An 18,080-nucleotide genomic window follows, 5' to 3' on the forward strand; every position below is an offset into this window, starting at 1 on the left:
CCCCTCCAAAGTTAATGCTCAATATTTATTACTCAATTCTATTTAACCTGATTAACAAACTAATATCAAGATAATTTGAATACTTTTGATAATTAATATCATATTGAAAGATACACAACCGGAATAAGATGGCATTTACTAAAAGTTATCGTTTATTTAAGTATCATAATAGTTCTTATTGATGGTATAATATTAACCATAGAAACATACAAAGGAGCCGTGGACGAGTTGCCCTACTAATTACCATTACCTGGTAAGACTCAAATCAAATATAACAAGACACATTATCTACAAAGGAGACTACAAGCTTTATGAAAGACGATGATCCGCATATACGCCGCAATCAACATTGGTGGCAAGCGACTGAAACACAATTAAAACAAGAATTAACAACAGATACAACTGACGGTTTAACGACAGATGAAGCAACAAGTCGTCTGCAAAAATACGGAAAAAATGAATTAACCAGCAAAAAACAATCTAATTTTATTCGCTTTATCAAACAATTTAACAACAGTATCATCTACATTTTAGCTGCTGCTGCAGTGATTACTTTTCTGATGCACCACTACTCCGATTCAGTAGTTATCAGTTTAGTGATTATCTCAAATGCGTTTATCGGCTATTTTCAGGAACGCCAAGCTGATGATGCACTGGCTAAAATTAGTGAATTACTGATCTCAAAGAACTTCGTCATTCGTGACGGTCAAAAAATTGAAATCGATTCTCGTGACTTAGTGGTTGGTGACTTAGTTAATTTAGAAGCCGGTGACGCGGTCCCTGCTGATATTCGTCTGATTTCCGCAGACAATTTTAACGTCCAGGAATCTTCATTAACTGGAGAATCAGTCTCTGTTGAAAAAACCGAAGATCCAATCCAAAAAGATGATTTGTCCATCACTGATCAAACAAACATGGCATTTGCTTCCACTTTAGTTACCAATGGTTCCGGCCTTGGTGTTGTGGTTGCAACTGCTGAACAAACACAAATTGGTGAAATTCAACAATCTGTGAGCGAAGTTAAGTCACAACCAACACCCTTAATGAAAAACTTAAATCGTTTAGGTTTTGGTTTATCTGCTGCAATTGTGATTGCCGCAGTCGTTTTATTCGTCATTGGTTGGATAACACACGTTTACAGTTTGCCCACACTATTGATTGCGATTGTCACAATGGTGGTTGGTTCAATGCCTGAAGGACTTCCCGCTTCCACTTCAGTTGTCCTTGCTATGGGAACTCGTCAAATGACTAAAAAAAATGTCATTGTGAAGACGCTCCCTGCTGTCGAAACATTAGGTGCCGTGGATATTGTGAACACGGATAAAACCGGTACATTAACTAAAAACGAAATGACGGTCACTGATATCATTACGTCAAAACATGCTTTTACCGTTGGTGGTGTGGGTTACGATAATGATGGAAACGTTGATTTAGGTGGCCATCTTGAACTAAACGGAAACAAATTTAATTGGAAAAATGATGAGGCTTTGTCCTGGATTGTCAACATTGCCGGTGAAACCTCAGATGCTGAATTAAATCTTAATAATGGTGTTTGGGAACTCACTGGCGAACCGACTGATGGTGCACTGACAACTCTATATAAAAAAATTACCGGTCATGATCCTGAAGTGATAGAAATTGACTCACAACCATTTGATTCCGCAACGCGTTATTCAGCTCGGTTAGTTGATCACGATGGCCAACGAATTTTGATGCTCAAGGGCTCTCCTGCCACAATTATGAATATGACAGTCCATGATCAAGCTCAAAATATTGATGAGTCCTATTGGAATCAACAAATTGCTAACTTAACGGCTCAGGGAGAACGGGTTGTTGCACTTGCCTACCAGAAAGTGGATACCCAAATCGCGGAAATTCCAGCGATAGATTTGGGTGACGGTCTGACTTTGGCTGGAATGGTCGGTATGATTGATCCACCACGTGAAGAAGTTGCTTTATCAATACGGCAACTTCGACAAGCAGGTGTCAAAGTTAAAATGATTACCGGTGACCATCCTGATACTGCATCTGCCATTGCTAAAAAACTGGGCCTCGATGAACGTATCAAATCTATCACTGGTCCAGAAATTGACCAAATGACACCCGCTGAGTTACAAGATTGTATCGACGATTACAACGTTTTTGCTCGAACGACACCCATTAATAAACTACAAATTGTTAACGCTCAACAAGCAAACGGTCACGTCATTTCAATGACTGGTGATGGCGTCAATGATGCCCCAGCGTTAAAACAAGCAAATATTGGGGTTGCCATGGGAATTAAAGGAACCGAAGTTGCCAAAGAATCAGCGGATATGGTGCTCGCGAATGACAAATTTACCGATATCGTCTCGGCAGTCCGTGAAGGCCGTCATGTCTTTGATAACATCAATAAAACAATTCGATTCTTGCTACCAACTAGTTTTGCTGAAGGATTAGTGGTGGTTTTGAGTATTCTGTTAGATCAACCGCTACCACTTTATCCAACGCAGCTATTATGGATTAACATGGTGTCTGCATTGACGATTCAGTTTGCGTTTATCTTTGAACCACCTGAAGATGGCATCATGTTGCGCGGACCACGAGATGTTACTAAGGGAATTTTGACTAAGATGGATGTCGTTGAAATTGGTTACGTTTCACTACTCATTGCCGGACTCGGTTTATGGGCATATGATTGGGTGACTTCCATGGGAATTAGCCATGTGGTTGGTAGCACAATGGCCTTAAACATTATCATCTTTGGTAAGATTTTTTATCTGTTTAACATCCGTAACTCGTACCCTGTTTTTTCAAAATACTTCTTTCAAAATAAGATGGCTTTTTACATTATCGGCGTCTTAATTGCATTGCAAATGGGCATTATTTATCTGCCTTTCATGCATGACATTTTCCATACGATTAGTGTTAACTTCTTTTATGGCTGGTTCATTCCGATTGTTGCAGGAATAATTGTACTGGTCATTACTGAAGTTGTTAAACTGATTAGAATTGCCTATCGTCAGCAAGGAAAAAAGAAGAGTAAACAATTTAACTAAAAATAGCGCTCATGCAAAGCTAGTTGCATGAGCGCTATTAATTATTGTAATGCATCGATTTCCTTTTTCAATTTCAGCAGTTCATTAGTATCAGCATCAGGAGATAAGATTAAACGATCATATTTCAATTTCAGCAATTCTAATTCATTAGTTGAATGTTTCTTCACTGTCATTGATGGATCAATTAATTGTTTGTTTTCAATTTTCAAAATTCTAGTGGCAACCTTATCCGTGAAATTGGTATCATGTGATACAAACAATACTGTACCCGGATACTGATCCAAAAAATCGGACAAAGCATCTAATGCAGTCATATCAAGAAAATTAGTTGGTTCATCCAAAATAATAAAATTATTGGATCCTAACAAAACATGCAACAACTGTAACTTGACGCGTTCACCACCACTGAGTTCTTCAATTGGTTGTTGATAAAATGAATGCGTGATGCCAAACGCGCCCATCAATTGTCTCATTCGATCAGAGTCTAATAAACTGTCTTCACGCAGAAATTGCCATACCGTTTTGTGATTGGGTAAGTTAGTAATATCTTGTGAAAAATAACCAATTTGTGCATGCTCTGATAATTGAATCAAATGTGCTGACAAAATATGGTTGATTAATGTTGTTTTGCCACTACCATTACTACCTTTCAGTGCAACTTTATCACCTGGTTTAATGATAAAAGTGACATTCTCAAGCAGTTTTTTATTGCCGACCATAATATCTAAATGTTCAGCTCTCACAACCGTTTTACCGCTAAATGATGGGAAATCAGACTGCATTAGTTTCACTTTTTTTGCTAAAAATGGTTTTTCGGCTCGTGTTTGGTGTTTTGCACGATGTGCCAGTGCCTTTGCACCACGCTCCATCTTGCCCGCGTTTTGTTCACGTGCTGTCTTTGTTTTTGCGAGTTCTACTTGTCCCATTTTACGACTACCACGACGAATGCGAGCCGCTTTTTCTTTTCTTTGTTGAACTGCTTTATTTAATTCATGCTGTTTTTTGGTTTGCCGTTGATAGTTAGTTAACTGATTATCATATTGTTCTTGCATTAATTTTGTGAAATTTTGATAAGTACCATCAAACTCGACAAACTGACCTTCTTCAACAGACCATATTTTGGTAGCCAAACTAGTTAACAAATGTCGATCATGAGAAACCATAATAACGAGTCCATTAAACTGTTCCATCTGTGCAATTAGCCAATCTTGATTTGCTTCATCTAAATTTGAAGTTGGTTCATCCATTATTAAAATATCAGGTCTAAGTGACAATGCTTGCTTAATTTTTTTGATCGTTCGTTGTCCACCACTCAGCGATTCATGTCGATTAATCTGTGGGACAAATGACATTGTTCCTTCGACAGTAATTTGTCCTGAATACTCACGGTCTTGTTGTAACAGCATATTTAAAAACGTTGACTTTCCGGCGCCATTTTTACCAATCACGCCCACAATTTCTCCTTGATGAGCATCCAATTTGGTAGCTGTAAATAGCGTTTCGCCACGCACCACTTTTGCTACATTTTTAATTGATACTTGTATCATACATAATCCCTCCTAGAGGGATAATTAACACGTTTTTAACCACATAAAAAGCACACATACCGTTGTAAGTGTGCTGACATTTTGACTTCTGCCAACACGCATTAATTAATCCCATAAGATCCAGTCATCCCGTTGTAAGAGATCACTAGTTTTATCTAAATAGAATTAATTAATTGCGCATCCGCTGAAATCCTCCGTCTTTCTTAAAGTGTTAACAATATATCATGCTTATTCATTTTTCTCAAGTTTTAATTCCAGACAAATTAACTCAAGACAGTACTGAGCAGCTTGTTGATCGATTTCTTGACGAATAAGCATTTCTTGGCGTGTTTGCGTTTGCATCGACATCATCCTTTCAAAATAGAATGCTCTGCCCTAACTTGACTATAACCAAGAAATGTGAAAAATTTTTGAATGAAATACAAAAAAACCGCCAATGTTATTTTGGCGGCCCTTATCGGAAGGCATATGCGACTTTGCATTTTCTTCATCGTATAACTGGTTCTTCCGCAAAGTTGCTATTAAATTAATTCCTAACGCACGCTGATGACTGCATCATCCATTTTTAATTATCGATATTTAGAGTCATTCTTACGCTGCTGCTAGCCTACTAACTTTTTCAGCTTTTAGGAAACGGTTTACGATCTAGAGTCACCCTTACTTCTTGAATGAACTCCCTGGTTCGATCGATAAACACTTGGTATCCTTCCTCAATTGTTACTATAGCAGATAATGTAAGCGATTGCAATTAAAATCTCTTTTTCTTAATTTATTTTCTAAAACACTTTTATTTTGTTAATAGAAATGTTTGGGTTATACTTTTATTACAGATTTATCGAACAAAAGGAGAAATTGTCGTGAGAGTTGATTTAGGATCATCGGTTAATTTAAATCATCAAATTTGTTTTGCATTATATCAAGCTAATAAAGAATACAATCGGCTCTACGCTACCCAGTTAGCCCAATTTGAAATCACCTATCCTCAATACCTGGTGCTTTCAACCATTTGGAATAGTAAACAACGTTTAAGCATGCGTGAAATTAGTCAAACACTAGAATTGGATAGTGGTACTTTGACACCGATGCTAAAACGTCTGGAGAAACGCGGCTGGCTCACACGCCAAAAAGATCCCGACGATGAACGCCATGTTCTTGCTGATTTAACAACTGAGGCCAAAGCTAAAATGCCTGCAGTTATTAGTACGGTTAAGGATTGTATTGCTAGTTTAGACCTTTCCCAGGCTGATTATGAACAACGGGTTAGAGAAGTAAACGATATTACCAAACGTCTCAAAAAAATTATGAATGAAATGTAAAAAAAACACGACTGGGATTTTCATCCAGCCGTGATTTTTTTAATTGATCATTGCTAGCATTGCAACAATAGCAACTAAATTATTCAACATGTGCAACATAATTGAGTTTTGAATTTTACTCGTTTTTCGGTAAACGTAGGCTAATACAGCACCCATATAAAAATAAATTAGAAAACTCACGATATTCGTGCTGGCATGACCCATGGAAAAGATGATTGCTGACAGCAGCACTTTCGGCCAGAACTGATCTTTTTTGAAGAATAAATTCATTACCACACCACGGAATATAAATTCCTCCGCAAACGGCGTGAATAGCACAGTCGAAATACTAAAGACAACGGTGATAATTAAATTGCTGGCCATCAACTTAGCAACTGCATCATTATTAGCTGTCTGTGTCTGATGATAAATTATTTTATTGAGTGATCCTAAGACCATTTGCCCTACATAAATCGCTAAATAACCAAGTAAAACCGTCTTTAAATCTTTCAATGCAAATCGTGTCGGTAATTTCAATTGATCATATTTTCGATAGAGACGATATGCCAAGTAAATAATTGCCAAGAAAACAATCACAAATAACGCCACTGTTACTAGCACAACAGTATCAATGTGTGGATGTTTTTTAATGACTACCATTGCAACCGGTGGCACCTGAATGAGAATAAATAAGCCAATCACTAGCGCTACTCTGGTAAATCCATCTGCTAACCAGCGGCCAAAATTACTGATTGTTTTTTGTTGTTGGAATTGATCCCACGCACTTGTTTGCATTACTTACTCCCCTTCTTTTTATTTAACACGACAACAATATAGCTGATCACCGCAGTCATCACAATAAAGGCCACTAACCAAGTCAAAAAGAGCCACCTACCGGTGATTGATTGTGTTAATGTCAACGTTACTAGCAGGCTACAAATGACTAACGGTATTAAAATCGTTGATAACATTGCAAATTTTTTCATGTCAATACCCCGCGTTCAATACTGGAAAGTATAGCATAACAAATTTTTTCTGGAAAATATTCATTTTAAATTGACAGTAGCTTTTTTCCCTGTTATATTATGTGTGGATCAATACTATATTGAATATAATATGACAGGAGAAATAATTATGAGCCTATCAGTCACTACAGAACTACTTGATGGTTGTGTTTTGGCGATTTTAACAAAAGAAGATTTGTATGGTTACGCGCTCACCCAAAAAGTTCAAGCCTCGTTGCCAGTTTCGGAATCAACCATGTATCCCGTACTGCGTCGCTTGAAAAATAAAAAGTGGTTAGCAACCTATGATGAAGCTTTTGACGGTCGCAATCGTCGTTATTACAAAATTACCGCTGACGGTACTACCCGTTTGAACGAAATTCGAAATGATTGGGAATCATTTCGGGACACTATGAACGATATTTTGGGAGGAGCAGAAAATGGAAACTAATCCATATATCCAAGAACTAACACAATATTTAAAACAACTATCTCAAGACGAACTAAATGACGTCATCGATTTTTATGGTGAGTACATTATGGACGCGGGCTTAACTGATCAACAAGAAATCATCAATAAGCTCGGCACACCTAAACAACTCTCACGAAAGATTTTGGCCGATTATTCGATTCGCGCACTTGATGATGATCAGGCTGGTCAACCACACTATGAACCAAAATCAAAGAAAAACATTCGGATGATTTGGCTGGTTATCTTGGCGATGTTTGCCTCACCTGTCGCAATTCCAGTTGCTATTGCAGTTTTGGCTTGTATTTTTGGCCTACTAGTTGCCGTTGTTGCGGTCGTCATTTCTGCTGTTATTGTCTTAATTGCTCTATTCGCAGTTGGCATAATTATGATTGGTAGCGGCTTTGCTGTCGTTGGTTCTTCAATACCAACCAGTATCTTCTTTGTGAGTGGTGGGATTACTTTAATTGGAATTACCATGGTCATTGCACCTATTAGTTACCTAATCATCAAAGTTTTAATTCAAATGGTCGCTAATTTCACTCAGTGGATCTATCACCGTTACGTTAAAAAAGATCAACAACAATTTACACATCAAAAAGGAGCACAATCATAATGAAAAAAACAATTATTATTGGTCTAATTTTGACTGTCATTGGTGCAATTGGTGCTTTTGCTGGATTTGCTTCAGGGGCGTCAACAGATCTTGTCTGGGACCATGGTATTAAAATAAATAAACAAGTTCACTACACTAAATCTGTTAAAGATTTCAAAAACTTATCATTGAATCTCACAAATTGTCATGTTGAAGTTCAAACCGGTGACACTTTTAAAGTTGAAGTACGTGCAGCTAAGGTTAACCGTCCAACAATTCAACAGGCTAATGGTACCTTAACGCTTGCCAATAAAGCGGATGAACAAGGCATTAATTTGGGAATTGGTGATGATTATCCAAAAGTAATTATTACTGTTCCCAGCGGTACCAAGCTCGATAGTCTTAGTGGTCATGTTAGTGATGATTTCGAAATTACAGATTTGACTATTAAAAATAGTGACCTACAAGTTGATGGTGGCCATTTCGAAGCCGAACGTTTTACAATTAGCGATAAGGGCAAAATAACCAACGGCAGCGGAGTAATTGAACTCGACAGTTCTCACTTAAACAATACAGTTGTTGACAATCATAATGGTAGTGTCTCAATTGAAGATTCGACTGTCACTGGTGGTTCTTTCAGCAATGAAAATGGCAGTCAAGAATTTGAAAACATTATTTTCAATCAAACCGTTCGTATTAAAAGTAATAATGGCAAAATTAAAATCGAATCTCCAACAACCAAAGGGTATGATTTAAGTACTAATAACGGAAATATTACCGTCTTTGGTCAAAATCATCATAATCATTTTATCCAAAATGAGTCAGCAACAGACAAAATCATTGTGACAGATGATAATGGCAGTATTGAGTTAAAAAATTAATCAGTTTTTAGGCCGCATTGTTTGTGGCCTATTTTTTTGCAAAAAACTTTGTTAGATCACTATTAATAATATTGCATAACAATTTTTGTCTGTACTTATTTGTGTGAGGCGATCATAATAAATTTGAAGTTAAATTTTAGGAGGAATCATCATGGTAAACGTTTATATTTCAGCTCAATTACCACAGTTAGCTACTCAAATGTTGTCCGATGCAAATATCGATTTCGCTGTATTTGAAGGTTCTGGCTTAATTACTAAAAATGAATTAATGGCCAATGTTAGTCAAACAGAAGTCTTAATTACTCCTCTATCTACTCAGGTTGATCAAGAAGTGATCGATCATGCACCAAACCTTAAATTAATTGCTAATTTTGGTGCCGGATTTAATAATATTGACGCTAAATATGCACGTAGTAAAAACATTTTAGTTACGAATACCCCGCAAGTATCAACGACCTCTACGGCTGAATTAACCACTGGATTGATTATCTCTTTGATGCGCCGTATCGTTGAAGGCGATCGTCTAATGCACGGCAAAGGTTTTGATGGCTGGGCACCACTATTTTTCTTAGGTCACGAACTTGAAGGTAAAACCCTAGGTATTCTCGGGATGGGAAGTATTGGTTTAGGCGTTGCAACAAGAATGCAAGCTTTTGGTATGAATGTCATTTACACCAACCGTCACCAACTTGATGCTGCGCACGATGCTAGTCGTCATACTAAATTTGTTGAGTTACCAGATTTGATCAAACAAGCCGATGTTCTTACAATTCATTCGCCATTGACTGATGAGACACACCACCTCTTGGGTGCTGAAGAATTTAAACAGATGAAAAATAGTGCTTATCTCATTAATGCAGCTCGTGGTCCAGTCATTGATGAAAGTGCTTTGTTAACCGCTCTACAAAGTGGTGAACTAGCTGGTGCTGCACTGGATGTTTACGAGCAAGAGCCAAATGTCGCCGACGGTTTTAAGCAACTAGACAACGTGATCTTAACGCCGCATATTGGTAATGCAACAATCGAAGCGCGTGATGCCATGGCCAAAATTGTTGCACAAAATGCCCTTAATGTGCTATCTGGCTCACAACCCAAATTCATCGTGAACTAGGCTTGTCTTGAACCAACATTTTGGTATATGCTAGCTCTAGCATGAATTTAATTGTTGGAGGATTAGCATGTTAAAAGAATTTAAACAGTTTATTTTACGCGGCAATGTCATTGACTTAGCAGTTGGGGTAATTATTGGATCTGCTTTTACAGCCATTGTCACCTCGTTTACAAAAAACTTGATTAGTCCCCTGCTTGGACTATTTTTGGGGAAAATCAATTTTTCAAAGTGGGTTGTTACGGTTGGTAGTGCTCAATTTAAGTTTGGTAATTTTATTAATTCAATCATCGATTTTTTGATCATCGCGTTTGTCATCTTTTTAATGGTTAAATTAATTAATAAACTCTTTACCAAAAATACTGAGGATGATACGCCGGTTCAAATATCAAACGAAGAAATGTATCTTAAAGAAATTCGTGACCTATTAGCGCAAAAAAATAAATAGCTTAAACAACACTAAAGCAATCATCAAAAGTTGATGGTTGCTTTCTATATTGCTGTAGGACTTATCATTTGAATTATGCCCTTAATCAATCTACGATTGAATTGTAGAGTCGGTTTGTTTTGAAAGGAGTCCTTTGTTTGAACACGATCTCTTTAAAAATAACGGATGATGCCATTTTAGCTAATTATTATACTAATCAAAATTCTGATCAGGCCCGTAAAATCATGATCACTTATAATGCTGATCAATCTATTGGTGATAATTTAGAAACGATTCGCGTTAAATTAGTTGGTATCCCTTTTGATGCTATTATTATTGAAAATCCTCTGGCCTACCCATTTTCAGATACCATCGTGGGTGTTAACCATCAACGAATTGATATCGGACTCGCCCTCACAAATATGTTTAACGTGCCTGTTGTTGCCAGACCCACGGTAGACCAAATTGGTTTAGAGTCTGCAGTCATGCAAAAGCAAGATTACAACGCTTGGCACCTCGATTATTACGGCCAATATCAATCTAAACGTAATTTTGGTCAAGAAGCCATGTTGACGATTGGCAATGGATTCTTTGGACTCCGGGGTGCTTATGTCGAAGCTAAAGCAGATCAAGATAATTATCCTGGTATGTACGTAGCTGGAATGTATAATCAGTTAACCACAAGTATTAATGGCCGAGATGTGGTAAACGAAGACTTAGTAAATCTGCCAAATGCGCAATATTTAAGTTTTGGCATTGACCACGAAAATCGTTTTAAGATTCAAAAATCAGATATTCGTGATATTTATCGTAGTTTAGATTTAAAAACTGGTCAGTTAACGACTTCGATGATTATTAATTTATCAACTGGCCACCAATTAGCCATTAGTACAACCAAAATTGCAGATATGAAAAATTGGCATCGGTTTACCATCCGTTACCAAATTACGCCACTAAATTTTGCCGGTAATATGCAAGTTTATTCGGAAATTGATGGTAACGTCATTAATGGTAATGTTGAACGCTATTCCGAATTTGATCAACATCACCTTGATATTACTAATATGTGGACTGATCAAAATATCGCTGTTTTAGGTGGTCAAACAAAGACTTCCAAAATTCGTTTTGCCATCGGTGCCAAATTATCTACCACTGAGAAATTAACTGATCAAGATTTCAAAACAAGAAATACCAATCAATCTGTCACGCAAGTCATTAATTTTGATGTGACTCCGGAAAAAACCTATACGTTTGAAAAAGTAGTTTCAGTTTTTACTAGTCTCGAAAGTCCCACAGACCAATTAGATGAACTGGCACAAAAGGAAGTTTCAGTGGGATCATTTACTAATACGGAAGATAACAGTCGTCTTTTCTTCAAACGACTTTGGCATGACACCGATATTAAAATTACCGGTGACTTAACTAGTCAAAAGCTCAGTAGGGTCAATATTTTTCATTTGTTTGTTTCTGCTCAAGCAATTGGCCAAGGACAACTCGATGCTTCAATTGGCGCTCGAGGTCTACATGGCGAAGCATACCGTGGTCATGTTTTTTGGGACGAAATGTTTGTGATGCCATTTTACATTAGTCATTACCCCCAATTAGCTAAACAATTGCTACTTTATCGCTATCACAGATTACCCGCAGCCCGTGAATATGCAATTTCAGAACATCACAAAGGTGCCATGTTTCCTTGGCAATCCGGCATGACAGGCGATGAACAATCCCAATTTGTGCACCTTAATCCATTGACCAATCAATGGGAACCTGATAACAGCCGCCTACAACGGCATGTTTCGTTAGCGATTGCTTATAATGTTTGGTCCTATTATCAAATCACACAAGATCACGAGTTTTTGGCACGTTATGGTCTAGAATTACTCCTTTCAATCGCCAAGTTCTGGTTAAGCATGGCACAATTTGATCCTAAAACAAAACGGTTTAATATCAGCAACGTCATGGGTCCAGACGAATTTCACGAAGAATATCCTAATAGTGATCAACAAGGACTGACTAATAATGCCTACACCAATATGATGGTCGTTTGGCTATTTAACAGCATTACAACATTAGCAAATCAGGTTAGTGATGAACAGTTGCAAACTATCAAGCAAAAATGTGATTTTAGTTCAGTTGACCTTGATCAAATGCAACAGGTCAGTCATCAATTAAAACTAGACATCAATGAAGATGGCATTATTGGTCAATTTGAAGGTTATTTCAATTTGCCAACGCTAAACTTTGATAATTATCGCAAAAAATATGGCGATATTTCCCGACTGGATCGTATTTTAAAGTCTGAAGGTAAAACACCTGATGCCTATCAAGTAGCTAAACAAGCAGATACATTGATGGCTTATTACAATTTAGGCAGCCACCAAGTCAATCAGATTTTAAACCAGTTAGACTATCATCTACCTGCTCATTACTTCAGTCATAATTTACAATTCTATCTGGATCGAACCACTCATGGATCAACCTTGTCCAGAATTGTCTACGCTGATCTGACCCAGGCTAATGGAAATGCCGATCAATCCTGGAAACTGTTCCGGCAGGCATTATTTTCTGATTATTATGATATTCAAGGTGGTACAACCGCAGAAGGAATTCATCTTGGTGTAATGGGCGCCACCTTAGGGTTAGAAACATATACGTATGGCGGCGTCAGTTTATTAGGTGAACAGATTAGTGTTGAGCCAAAGTTACCTCGTCAATGGCAACAACTGGAATTTTCTGAACATTATCGGGGCACCAAAGTTCATTTCATCATTACTCACCATGACATTACGGTGCAAGCTGATCGAGCACTTGACTTAATGATTACCGGCCATTCCGTCTCATTAAAAGCCAAGCAACCAGTCAGCATTCAATACTAGAGAGGAGCTTTTTTATGACAGATTTCAACGAAATTAAAGGATTTTTATTTGATCTTGATGGTGTGATTACCGATACTGCCAGGTTTCATGCGCAAGCATGGCATCAACTAGCTACTACGTTAGGTGTGCAATGGACACCCTCTTTAGCAAATGGCTTAAAGGGCATCAGTCGGATGGATTCGTTAGAGATGATACTCAAGGCTGGTCATATTGAATCGAATTACTCAGAGGCAGAAAAACAACAACTGGCCACGCAAAAAAATGAGCTATATCTGCAGCTAATTGAAACTGTGACTCCCAACGATACCTTTCCAGGCATTGTTGCCTTTCTAGATGAACTACAAAAAAATGGATATCAAATGGCCATTGCGTCGGCCTCAAAGAACGCACCACTTGTTTTAAAAAAATTAGCATTAACCAATTATTTTCCTCAAATTGTTGATCCGCAAACTTTACACAAAGGAAAACCAGATCCAGAAATCTTTTTGAAAGCTGCTCAATTGCTGAAATTGCAACCTAGTCAATGTGTCGGTCTTGAAGATGCCGTTGCTGGTATTGACTCAATTAACGGTGCTGGTGAAGTTTCAATTGGTATCGGTTCTGCCCAAGTGCTTACTAAAGCTCATATGACCTTTAGTGACACAAAAAATTTAACACTCGCCAATATTCAAAAAAATTGGTAATAGTATTTTAAAAGCGCTCTGAATGCAAATATTCAGAGCGCTTTTTGTTTTTATTTCAATTTTAAATTAGATTAAAATGTTTTAAACCATTGACGATCCCATCATTCATGTTACTGGTTGTCACAAATTCTGCTTTTTGCTTCACGATTGGATTACCGTTAGCCATGGCCACTGGATGATCAACTAAATCAAACATTTCTAAATCATTTAACTGATCACCAAAGGCATAGGTAGGCAAATTTCTTAGTCGCGCAAATTTTAATAATTGCTCAATTCCAGTTTTTTTGGATACACCAGTCACCATCGTATCCAACCCACGTGGATTATTACGAACTAATGATAATTTGTTTTTAAATCGTTTTTGATATAGTTCCTCTTTTCCAAAATTAAACACAAACAAAAAATTAATTTGATGGACTTGATACCAATCGGGAAGAACACGGGCCGTCAATCCCAGTAAATTGAAATTTTCATCAGTCACTGGAGTTTCTTGACTCAAGGCAAAATTTTCATGATTAAACCAAGCGACAGGATCACCTTGTGCATTCGCAAAAGCATTAAATTCTTCAATCAATTTAGTACTAATCACTTCTGCACTTAATTTCTTACCTTCATATTCCACGTAACTGCCATTGGCACTGACAATTGAATCAATATTTGTCTGGTCCAATACATATTGAACCTCGAAGAGATTGCGTCCGGTTGAAACAACCGGTAAAATATGATTATGTTGTAATTCACTAATTGCTTGAATCACGTTGGGTGCTAGACTCTTATCATCTAACAAAAGTGTGCCATCCAAATCGAAAAAGGCAACTGCATTATACATATGTCCATCCCCTTGAATAATTTGTCTGCATTAACTTATCTAACTACTATTATAACGTGTACATAATTAAGCTGCGAACATAACGGTTTGTGAACTTATCTGGAGGCTTTTGATGTCATTAATTTCAATTATTATTCCTTGTTATAACGAACAGCCAACTGTACCATTGATCTACCAAGCACTTCTTGAGATAAAGCCCCAGGTACCCGATCAATATCAGTTTGATTACTGGTTTATTGATGATGGTTCCTCTGATGAAACGCTAGCAGCTATCAAACAACTAGCAGCTAGTGATACAAGTGTTCACTACATTTCTTTTTCTCGTAATTTTGGTAAAGAAGCTGCACTACTGGCTGGTTTACAAGCTGCTAAAGGTGATTTAGTAGCAGTGATGGACTCAGATTTACAAGATCCGCCAGCGCTACTGCCAAAAATGATTGAGTTATTGGAGCAAGATGACTATGACTGTATTGGCACACGACGTGTTGATCGTCGTGGCGAACCACCTATTCGTTCATTTTTTGCTAAGGCATTTTATCGAATTATCAATAAGATTTCTAACACAAATTTTATTTCAGGTGTTCGTGATTTTCGCTTGATGAAGCGTCAGATGGTTGACGCAATCCTTGAATTACCAGAATCAAATCGTTTTTCGAAGGGCATTTTTAGTTGGGTTGGTTTTAAAACCCTTTACCTGCCCTACGAAAATCAAGATCGAGCCGCTGGTAAAACCTCATGGTCATTTTGGCAATTATTTAACTACTCACTTGAAGGTATAGTAGATTTTTCAGAGGTCCCTCTAACAATCGCTTCATTTGTGGGCGTCGTATCAACGATCTTAGCGACAATTGCTTTGATTTTTATCGTGATTCGCGCAGCTTTATTTGGTGATCAAACTAATGGGTGGCCTTCACTAGTATCAATTATCCTTTTTATTGGCGGTATTCAACTCTTTTGCTTAGGCATCGTGGGTAAATACATCGGAAAAATTTATTTGGAAACAAAGCGACGTCCTCAATATATCGTTAAAGAGAAAAAATAACTCGTAATTTGAAAACTAATTGTAATATCATCTGAGTATTTGTATTTTAGCTTTTTGCTATATGCAAGTGCTTTTTTAGTAGTATTTTTAAACACTCTTTTGTAGTAAGATGGTATCATTGTTTATGAAAATTTAAGTAAAGAGGGGCCACTATGGTGATAATTACAGCAGGAATGATCGGCGTCGGTAAAACTACATTAACCGGCAAAATTGCTGACCACTTAGGAACACAGGCATTTTTCGAACCAGTGGGTGACAATCCGGTTCTGCCACTATATTACAAAGATCCAAAACAATATGGTTTTTTGCTACAAATCTACTTTTTAAATAAGCGTTTTGCAATGATTAAAAAAGCCTTAAACGATGATAATAACGTTTTAGACCGTTCAATCTACGAAGATGCCTTATTCACAAAAGAAAACAATGCAGAAGGCAACATTACAGATACTGAATTAGGTGTTTATCTCAACTTGTTGGATAACATGATGACGGATCTAGAACAACTACCTAAAAAAGCACCTGATTTATTAGTCTATGCTGAAACTGATTTTGATACTATTTTATATCGCATCAAAAAACGTGGTCGAGATTATGAACAATTTGATAATAATCCTGAGCTGGAAGCTTATTACCATAAAATGTGGACAGCTTATCAAGACTGGTTCAATGAATATGATGCCAGCCCAAAAATGAAAATCGATTTACAAAAGTATGATTTGGAACAAACCTCAAATGTTGATGAAGTGCTCCATCAAATCGATGTTAAACTCGCCACAATTAGAAATTCTGCTTCGCAAGCAATTTAAAATCACCTACTAATCAATCTACCTTGAGGAGATATTCTTCAGGTGGATTTTTTTGATAAAAAAATTACTAGATAGAACGTCGCCGATTACGTATAAACATTATCAAGCCAAACATTAAACCAGCACAAATAATTATTCCTATCCAAGGTATGTCATTTTTCGGTATTGGTTTGCTTTTCTTTATTGATTGTTTGGCAATCGACTTTCCTGAATTATTGCGATGACGAGGCACTTTAGCATCAATGGTAATCACTGCCTCATCGTATTGTGTTAAATTATATGAATCAATAATTTGATTGAGTTTTAAATTATAGCTTGTATCCGTGGCATAACGCCCAGTCAGAAATTTTGTGCAAGCTTGATAATTTTGACATTGAGATTTTTTTGCGGGTTTAAATTGATCTTGGGCCAATACAGTTGCGTAATCATTCAATGATGCACGATAATTTGGATATCTACGAAAATCGTCTTGAATTTCAGTAGACTTTCCGTCTCCGACATCTTCTCTGGTTTTCATAATGACCGACTGTCCCTTATAACCACCCTTCACCCCAAATAAATTATAATTTGGTTTTTGCGCCAATTCACTAGTTCCCCATGAACTTTCAAGGGCAGCCTGGGCAATCATAACTGAAGCAAATAAATCATTTTCCGCTGCTACCTGAGCTGCTTGCTTTGCAAATTGATTGATAAAACTCAGATCATCTAAGTTAACCGCCACTTTTGGAAATGCTTGGGAAGCCGTTTCCTGTTTTTTAGTTTGATTTTTTTCAAGTACCTTTGGCCTAATTTGTGGTGCTATATCTGGTTCTTTGGTCGAATATTTAACATCTTGTTGGTATTTGCTATTTTCAGAAATTGCTTCCGGTTTTTTTATGACCTGCCGTATTGTGAACTTCTCTGGTTGATTATCCACTTTATTAACTTCTTCTTTTTTCAATATTGCTATTTTATATTGATATCCGGCATGCTCAAATTTACTTTCTAAAGAACATTCTTTGTGTGTTTTCCATTCTGTTTGCGCCTTCTTAATGCCAATCAAAAATTGTTGGTAACATAAATTATATTCGTCATCATATGCACTTTGATATTCTGAATCTATTGTTTCTTCAAAAAATATTTTGACTTTATTTTTTAAAACAGCTTGTTGCGCATCATCAATGGCTTGCTTTTGAATAGTTGAGACTTCAACAACTGGTTTTGCTGCAACCGTAACACTGTCAATTAAATATCCTGCTGCCAGTATAAATAACACCATTATTTTAAATAGTTTAGTGATAAGATAATCCCCTCTCAGTTTATCCAATAATCACTAAATACGAAAAACCGTTCAAAAAATTTTTTTGAACGGTTTGGATTGAAGTCAATATTTGAGACAGGTTTTAAGAGACATTCAGAACCGCGTTTACCTTCCACAGCTCAAATAAATCATTAATCGTGATTAATAACTTATTTGAACCATGGAAAGCATTAAATCAGG

At 37.0% G+C, this 18,080-nt stretch carries 16 protein-coding genes; 11 read left to right on the forward strand and 5 right to left on the reverse strand.

The annotated features are described in order from the left end of the window. Positions 1–311 precede the first annotated feature (311 nt). Positions 312–3,038, forward strand: a complete 2,727-nt coding sequence (locus ACYVQZ_RS08105; protein ID WP_461240904.1) for an HAD-IC family P-type ATPase — start codon at positions 312–314, stop codon at positions 3,036–3,038. 41 nt (positions 3,039–3,079) lie between these two features. Here the strand turns inward: ACYVQZ_RS08105 and ACYVQZ_RS08110 are convergent, their stop codons facing one another. Then, on the reverse strand, positions 3,080–4,585 hold the full coding sequence (locus ACYVQZ_RS08110; RefSeq protein WP_461240905.1) for an ABC-F family ATP-binding cassette domain-containing protein: 1,506 nt from the start codon (positions 4,583–4,585) through the stop codon (positions 3,080–3,082). A gap of 857 nt (positions 4,586–5,442) precedes the next feature. On the opposite strand from ACYVQZ_RS08110, the gene ACYVQZ_RS08115 reads away from it, so the two are divergent. Next, positions 5,443–5,901 carry a MarR family winged helix-turn-helix transcriptional regulator gene (locus ACYVQZ_RS08115; RefSeq protein WP_461240906.1) on the forward strand — a complete coding sequence of 153 codons (459 nt, stop codon included), beginning with the start codon at positions 5,443–5,445 and terminating at the stop codon, positions 5,899–5,901. A 39-nt stretch (positions 5,902–5,940) separates the two neighbouring features. Here the strand turns inward: ACYVQZ_RS08115 and ACYVQZ_RS08120 are convergent, their stop codons facing one another. Continuing rightward, the gene (locus ACYVQZ_RS08120; RefSeq protein ID WP_461240907.1) at positions 5,941–6,675 is read right to left on the reverse strand and encodes a CPBP family intramembrane glutamic endopeptidase; all 735 of its coding nucleotides are present in this window, start codon (positions 6,673–6,675) and stop codon (positions 5,941–5,943) included. Next, the gene (locus ACYVQZ_RS08125) at positions 6,675–6,866 is read right to left on the reverse strand and encodes a hypothetical protein (RefSeq protein WP_461240908.1); all 192 of its coding nucleotides are present in this window, start codon (positions 6,864–6,866) and stop codon (positions 6,675–6,677) included. The genes ACYVQZ_RS08120 and ACYVQZ_RS08125 overlap by 1 nt, the downstream gene beginning before the upstream one ends. Before the next feature lie 148 nt (positions 6,867–7,014). Here ACYVQZ_RS08125 and ACYVQZ_RS08130 point away from each other — a divergent pair, with 148 nt between their 5' ends. From ACYVQZ_RS08130 to pgmB, 7 genes are all read left to right on the forward strand, one after another. Continuing rightward, a complete protein-coding gene (locus ACYVQZ_RS08130; RefSeq protein ID WP_461240909.1) occupies positions 7,015–7,335 on the forward strand; it encodes a PadR family transcriptional regulator in 321 nt (106 codons plus the stop codon). Beyond that, the gene (locus tag ACYVQZ_RS08135) at positions 7,325–7,969 is read left to right on the forward strand and encodes a DUF1700 domain-containing protein (protein ID WP_461240910.1); all 645 of its coding nucleotides are present in this window, start codon (positions 7,325–7,327) and stop codon (positions 7,967–7,969) included. Before ACYVQZ_RS08130 ends, ACYVQZ_RS08135 begins: the two co-directional genes overlap by 11 nt. Further along, positions 7,969–8,829, forward strand: coding sequence for a DUF4097 family beta strand repeat-containing protein (locus ACYVQZ_RS08140; protein ID WP_461240911.1), 861 nt, complete (start codon positions 7,969–7,971; stop codon positions 8,827–8,829). The genes ACYVQZ_RS08135 and ACYVQZ_RS08140 overlap by 1 nt, the downstream gene beginning before the upstream one ends. 151 nt (positions 8,830–8,980) lie before the next feature. Next, the gene (locus ACYVQZ_RS08145) at positions 8,981–9,940 is read left to right on the forward strand and encodes a 2-hydroxyacid dehydrogenase family protein (protein WP_461240912.1); all 960 of its coding nucleotides are present in this window, start codon (positions 8,981–8,983) and stop codon (positions 9,938–9,940) included. Positions 9,941–10,007: 67 nt separating this feature from the next. Next, a complete protein-coding gene (mscL, locus tag ACYVQZ_RS08150; protein ID WP_461240913.1) occupies positions 10,008–10,385 on the forward strand; it encodes a large-conductance mechanosensitive channel protein MscL in 378 nt (125 codons plus the stop codon). A 137-nt stretch (positions 10,386–10,522) separates the two neighbouring features. Then, entirely contained in the window at positions 10,523–13,240 is a 2,718-nt protein-coding gene (locus tag ACYVQZ_RS08155; RefSeq protein WP_461240914.1) for a glycoside hydrolase family 65 protein, read from the forward strand. 14 nt (positions 13,241–13,254) lie between these two features. Continuing rightward, positions 13,255–13,923, forward strand: coding sequence for a beta-phosphoglucomutase (gene pgmB, locus ACYVQZ_RS08160; protein ID WP_461240915.1), 669 nt, complete (start codon positions 13,255–13,257; stop codon positions 13,921–13,923). 61 nt (positions 13,924–13,984) lie between these two features. Here pgmB and ACYVQZ_RS08165 read toward each other — a convergent pair whose 3' ends face one another. Then, a complete protein-coding gene (locus ACYVQZ_RS08165) occupies positions 13,985–14,752 on the reverse strand; it encodes a Cof-type HAD-IIB family hydrolase (protein WP_461240916.1) in 768 nt (255 codons plus the stop codon). A gap of 112 nt (positions 14,753–14,864) precedes the next feature. On the opposite strand from ACYVQZ_RS08165, the gene ACYVQZ_RS08170 reads away from it, so the two are divergent. Both ACYVQZ_RS08170 and ACYVQZ_RS08175 read left to right on the forward strand, forming a co-directional pair. Then, positions 14,865–15,794: a glycosyltransferase family 2 protein gene (locus tag ACYVQZ_RS08170; protein ID WP_461240917.1), complete on the forward strand. Its 930-nt coding sequence runs from the start codon at positions 14,865–14,867 to the stop codon at positions 15,792–15,794. Positions 15,795–15,946: 152 nt separating this feature from the next. Further along, positions 15,947–16,600: a deoxynucleoside kinase gene (locus tag ACYVQZ_RS08175; RefSeq protein WP_461240918.1), complete on the forward strand. Its 654-nt coding sequence runs from the start codon at positions 15,947–15,949 to the stop codon at positions 16,598–16,600. Between the two features lie 67 nt (positions 16,601–16,667). Here ACYVQZ_RS08175 and ACYVQZ_RS08180 read toward each other — a convergent pair whose 3' ends face one another. Continuing rightward, on the reverse strand, positions 16,668–17,906 hold the full coding sequence (locus ACYVQZ_RS08180) for a glucosaminidase domain-containing protein (protein WP_461240919.1): 1,239 nt from the start codon (positions 17,904–17,906) through the stop codon (positions 16,668–16,670). Positions 17,907–18,080 lie beyond the last annotated feature (174 nt).

This window comes from Paucilactobacillus salsurae, assembly GCF_054784995.1.

What these genes read in the sequence shown, in the direction of transcription:
- mscL (WP_461240913.1), top strand. Translation starts at nt 10,008, where the DNA reads ATGTTAAAAGAATTTAAACAGTTTATTTTACGCGGCAATGTCATTGAC.
- ACYVQZ_RS08175 (WP_461240918.1), top strand. Translation starts at nt 15,947, where the DNA reads ATGGTGATAATTACAGCAGGAATGATCGGCGTCGGTAAAACTACATTA.
- ACYVQZ_RS08165 (WP_461240916.1), bottom strand. Translation starts at nt 14,752, where the DNA reads ATGTATAATGCAGTTGCCTTTTTCGATTTGGATGGCACACTTTTGTTA.
- ACYVQZ_RS08135 (WP_461240910.1), top strand. Translation starts at nt 7,325, where the DNA reads ATGGAAACTAATCCATATATCCAAGAACTAACACAATATTTAAAACAA.
- pgmB (WP_461240915.1), top strand. Translation starts at nt 13,255, where the DNA reads ATGACAGATTTCAACGAAATTAAAGGATTTTTATTTGATCTTGATGGT.
- ACYVQZ_RS08140 (WP_461240911.1), top strand. Translation starts at nt 7,969, where the DNA reads ATGAAAAAAACAATTATTATTGGTCTAATTTTGACTGTCATTGGTGCA.
- ACYVQZ_RS08170 (WP_461240917.1), top strand. Translation starts at nt 14,865, where the DNA reads ATGTCATTAATTTCAATTATTATTCCTTGTTATAACGAACAGCCAACT.
- ACYVQZ_RS08110 (WP_461240905.1), bottom strand. Translation starts at nt 4,585, where the DNA reads ATGATACAAGTATCAATTAAAAATGTAGCAAAAGTGGTGCGTGGCGAA.
- ACYVQZ_RS08120 (WP_461240907.1), bottom strand. Translation starts at nt 6,675, where the DNA reads ATGCAAACAAGTGCGTGGGATCAATTCCAACAACAAAAAACAATCAGT.
- ACYVQZ_RS08125 (WP_461240908.1), bottom strand. Translation starts at nt 6,866, where the DNA reads ATGAAAAAATTTGCAATGTTATCAACGATTTTAATACCGTTAGTCATT.
- ACYVQZ_RS08145 (WP_461240912.1), top strand. Translation starts at nt 8,981, where the DNA reads ATGGTAAACGTTTATATTTCAGCTCAATTACCACAGTTAGCTACTCAA.
- ACYVQZ_RS08130 (WP_461240909.1), top strand. Translation starts at nt 7,015, where the DNA reads ATGAGCCTATCAGTCACTACAGAACTACTTGATGGTTGTGTTTTGGCG.
- ACYVQZ_RS08105 (WP_461240904.1), top strand. Translation starts at nt 312, where the DNA reads ATGAAAGACGATGATCCGCATATACGCCGCAATCAACATTGGTGGCAA.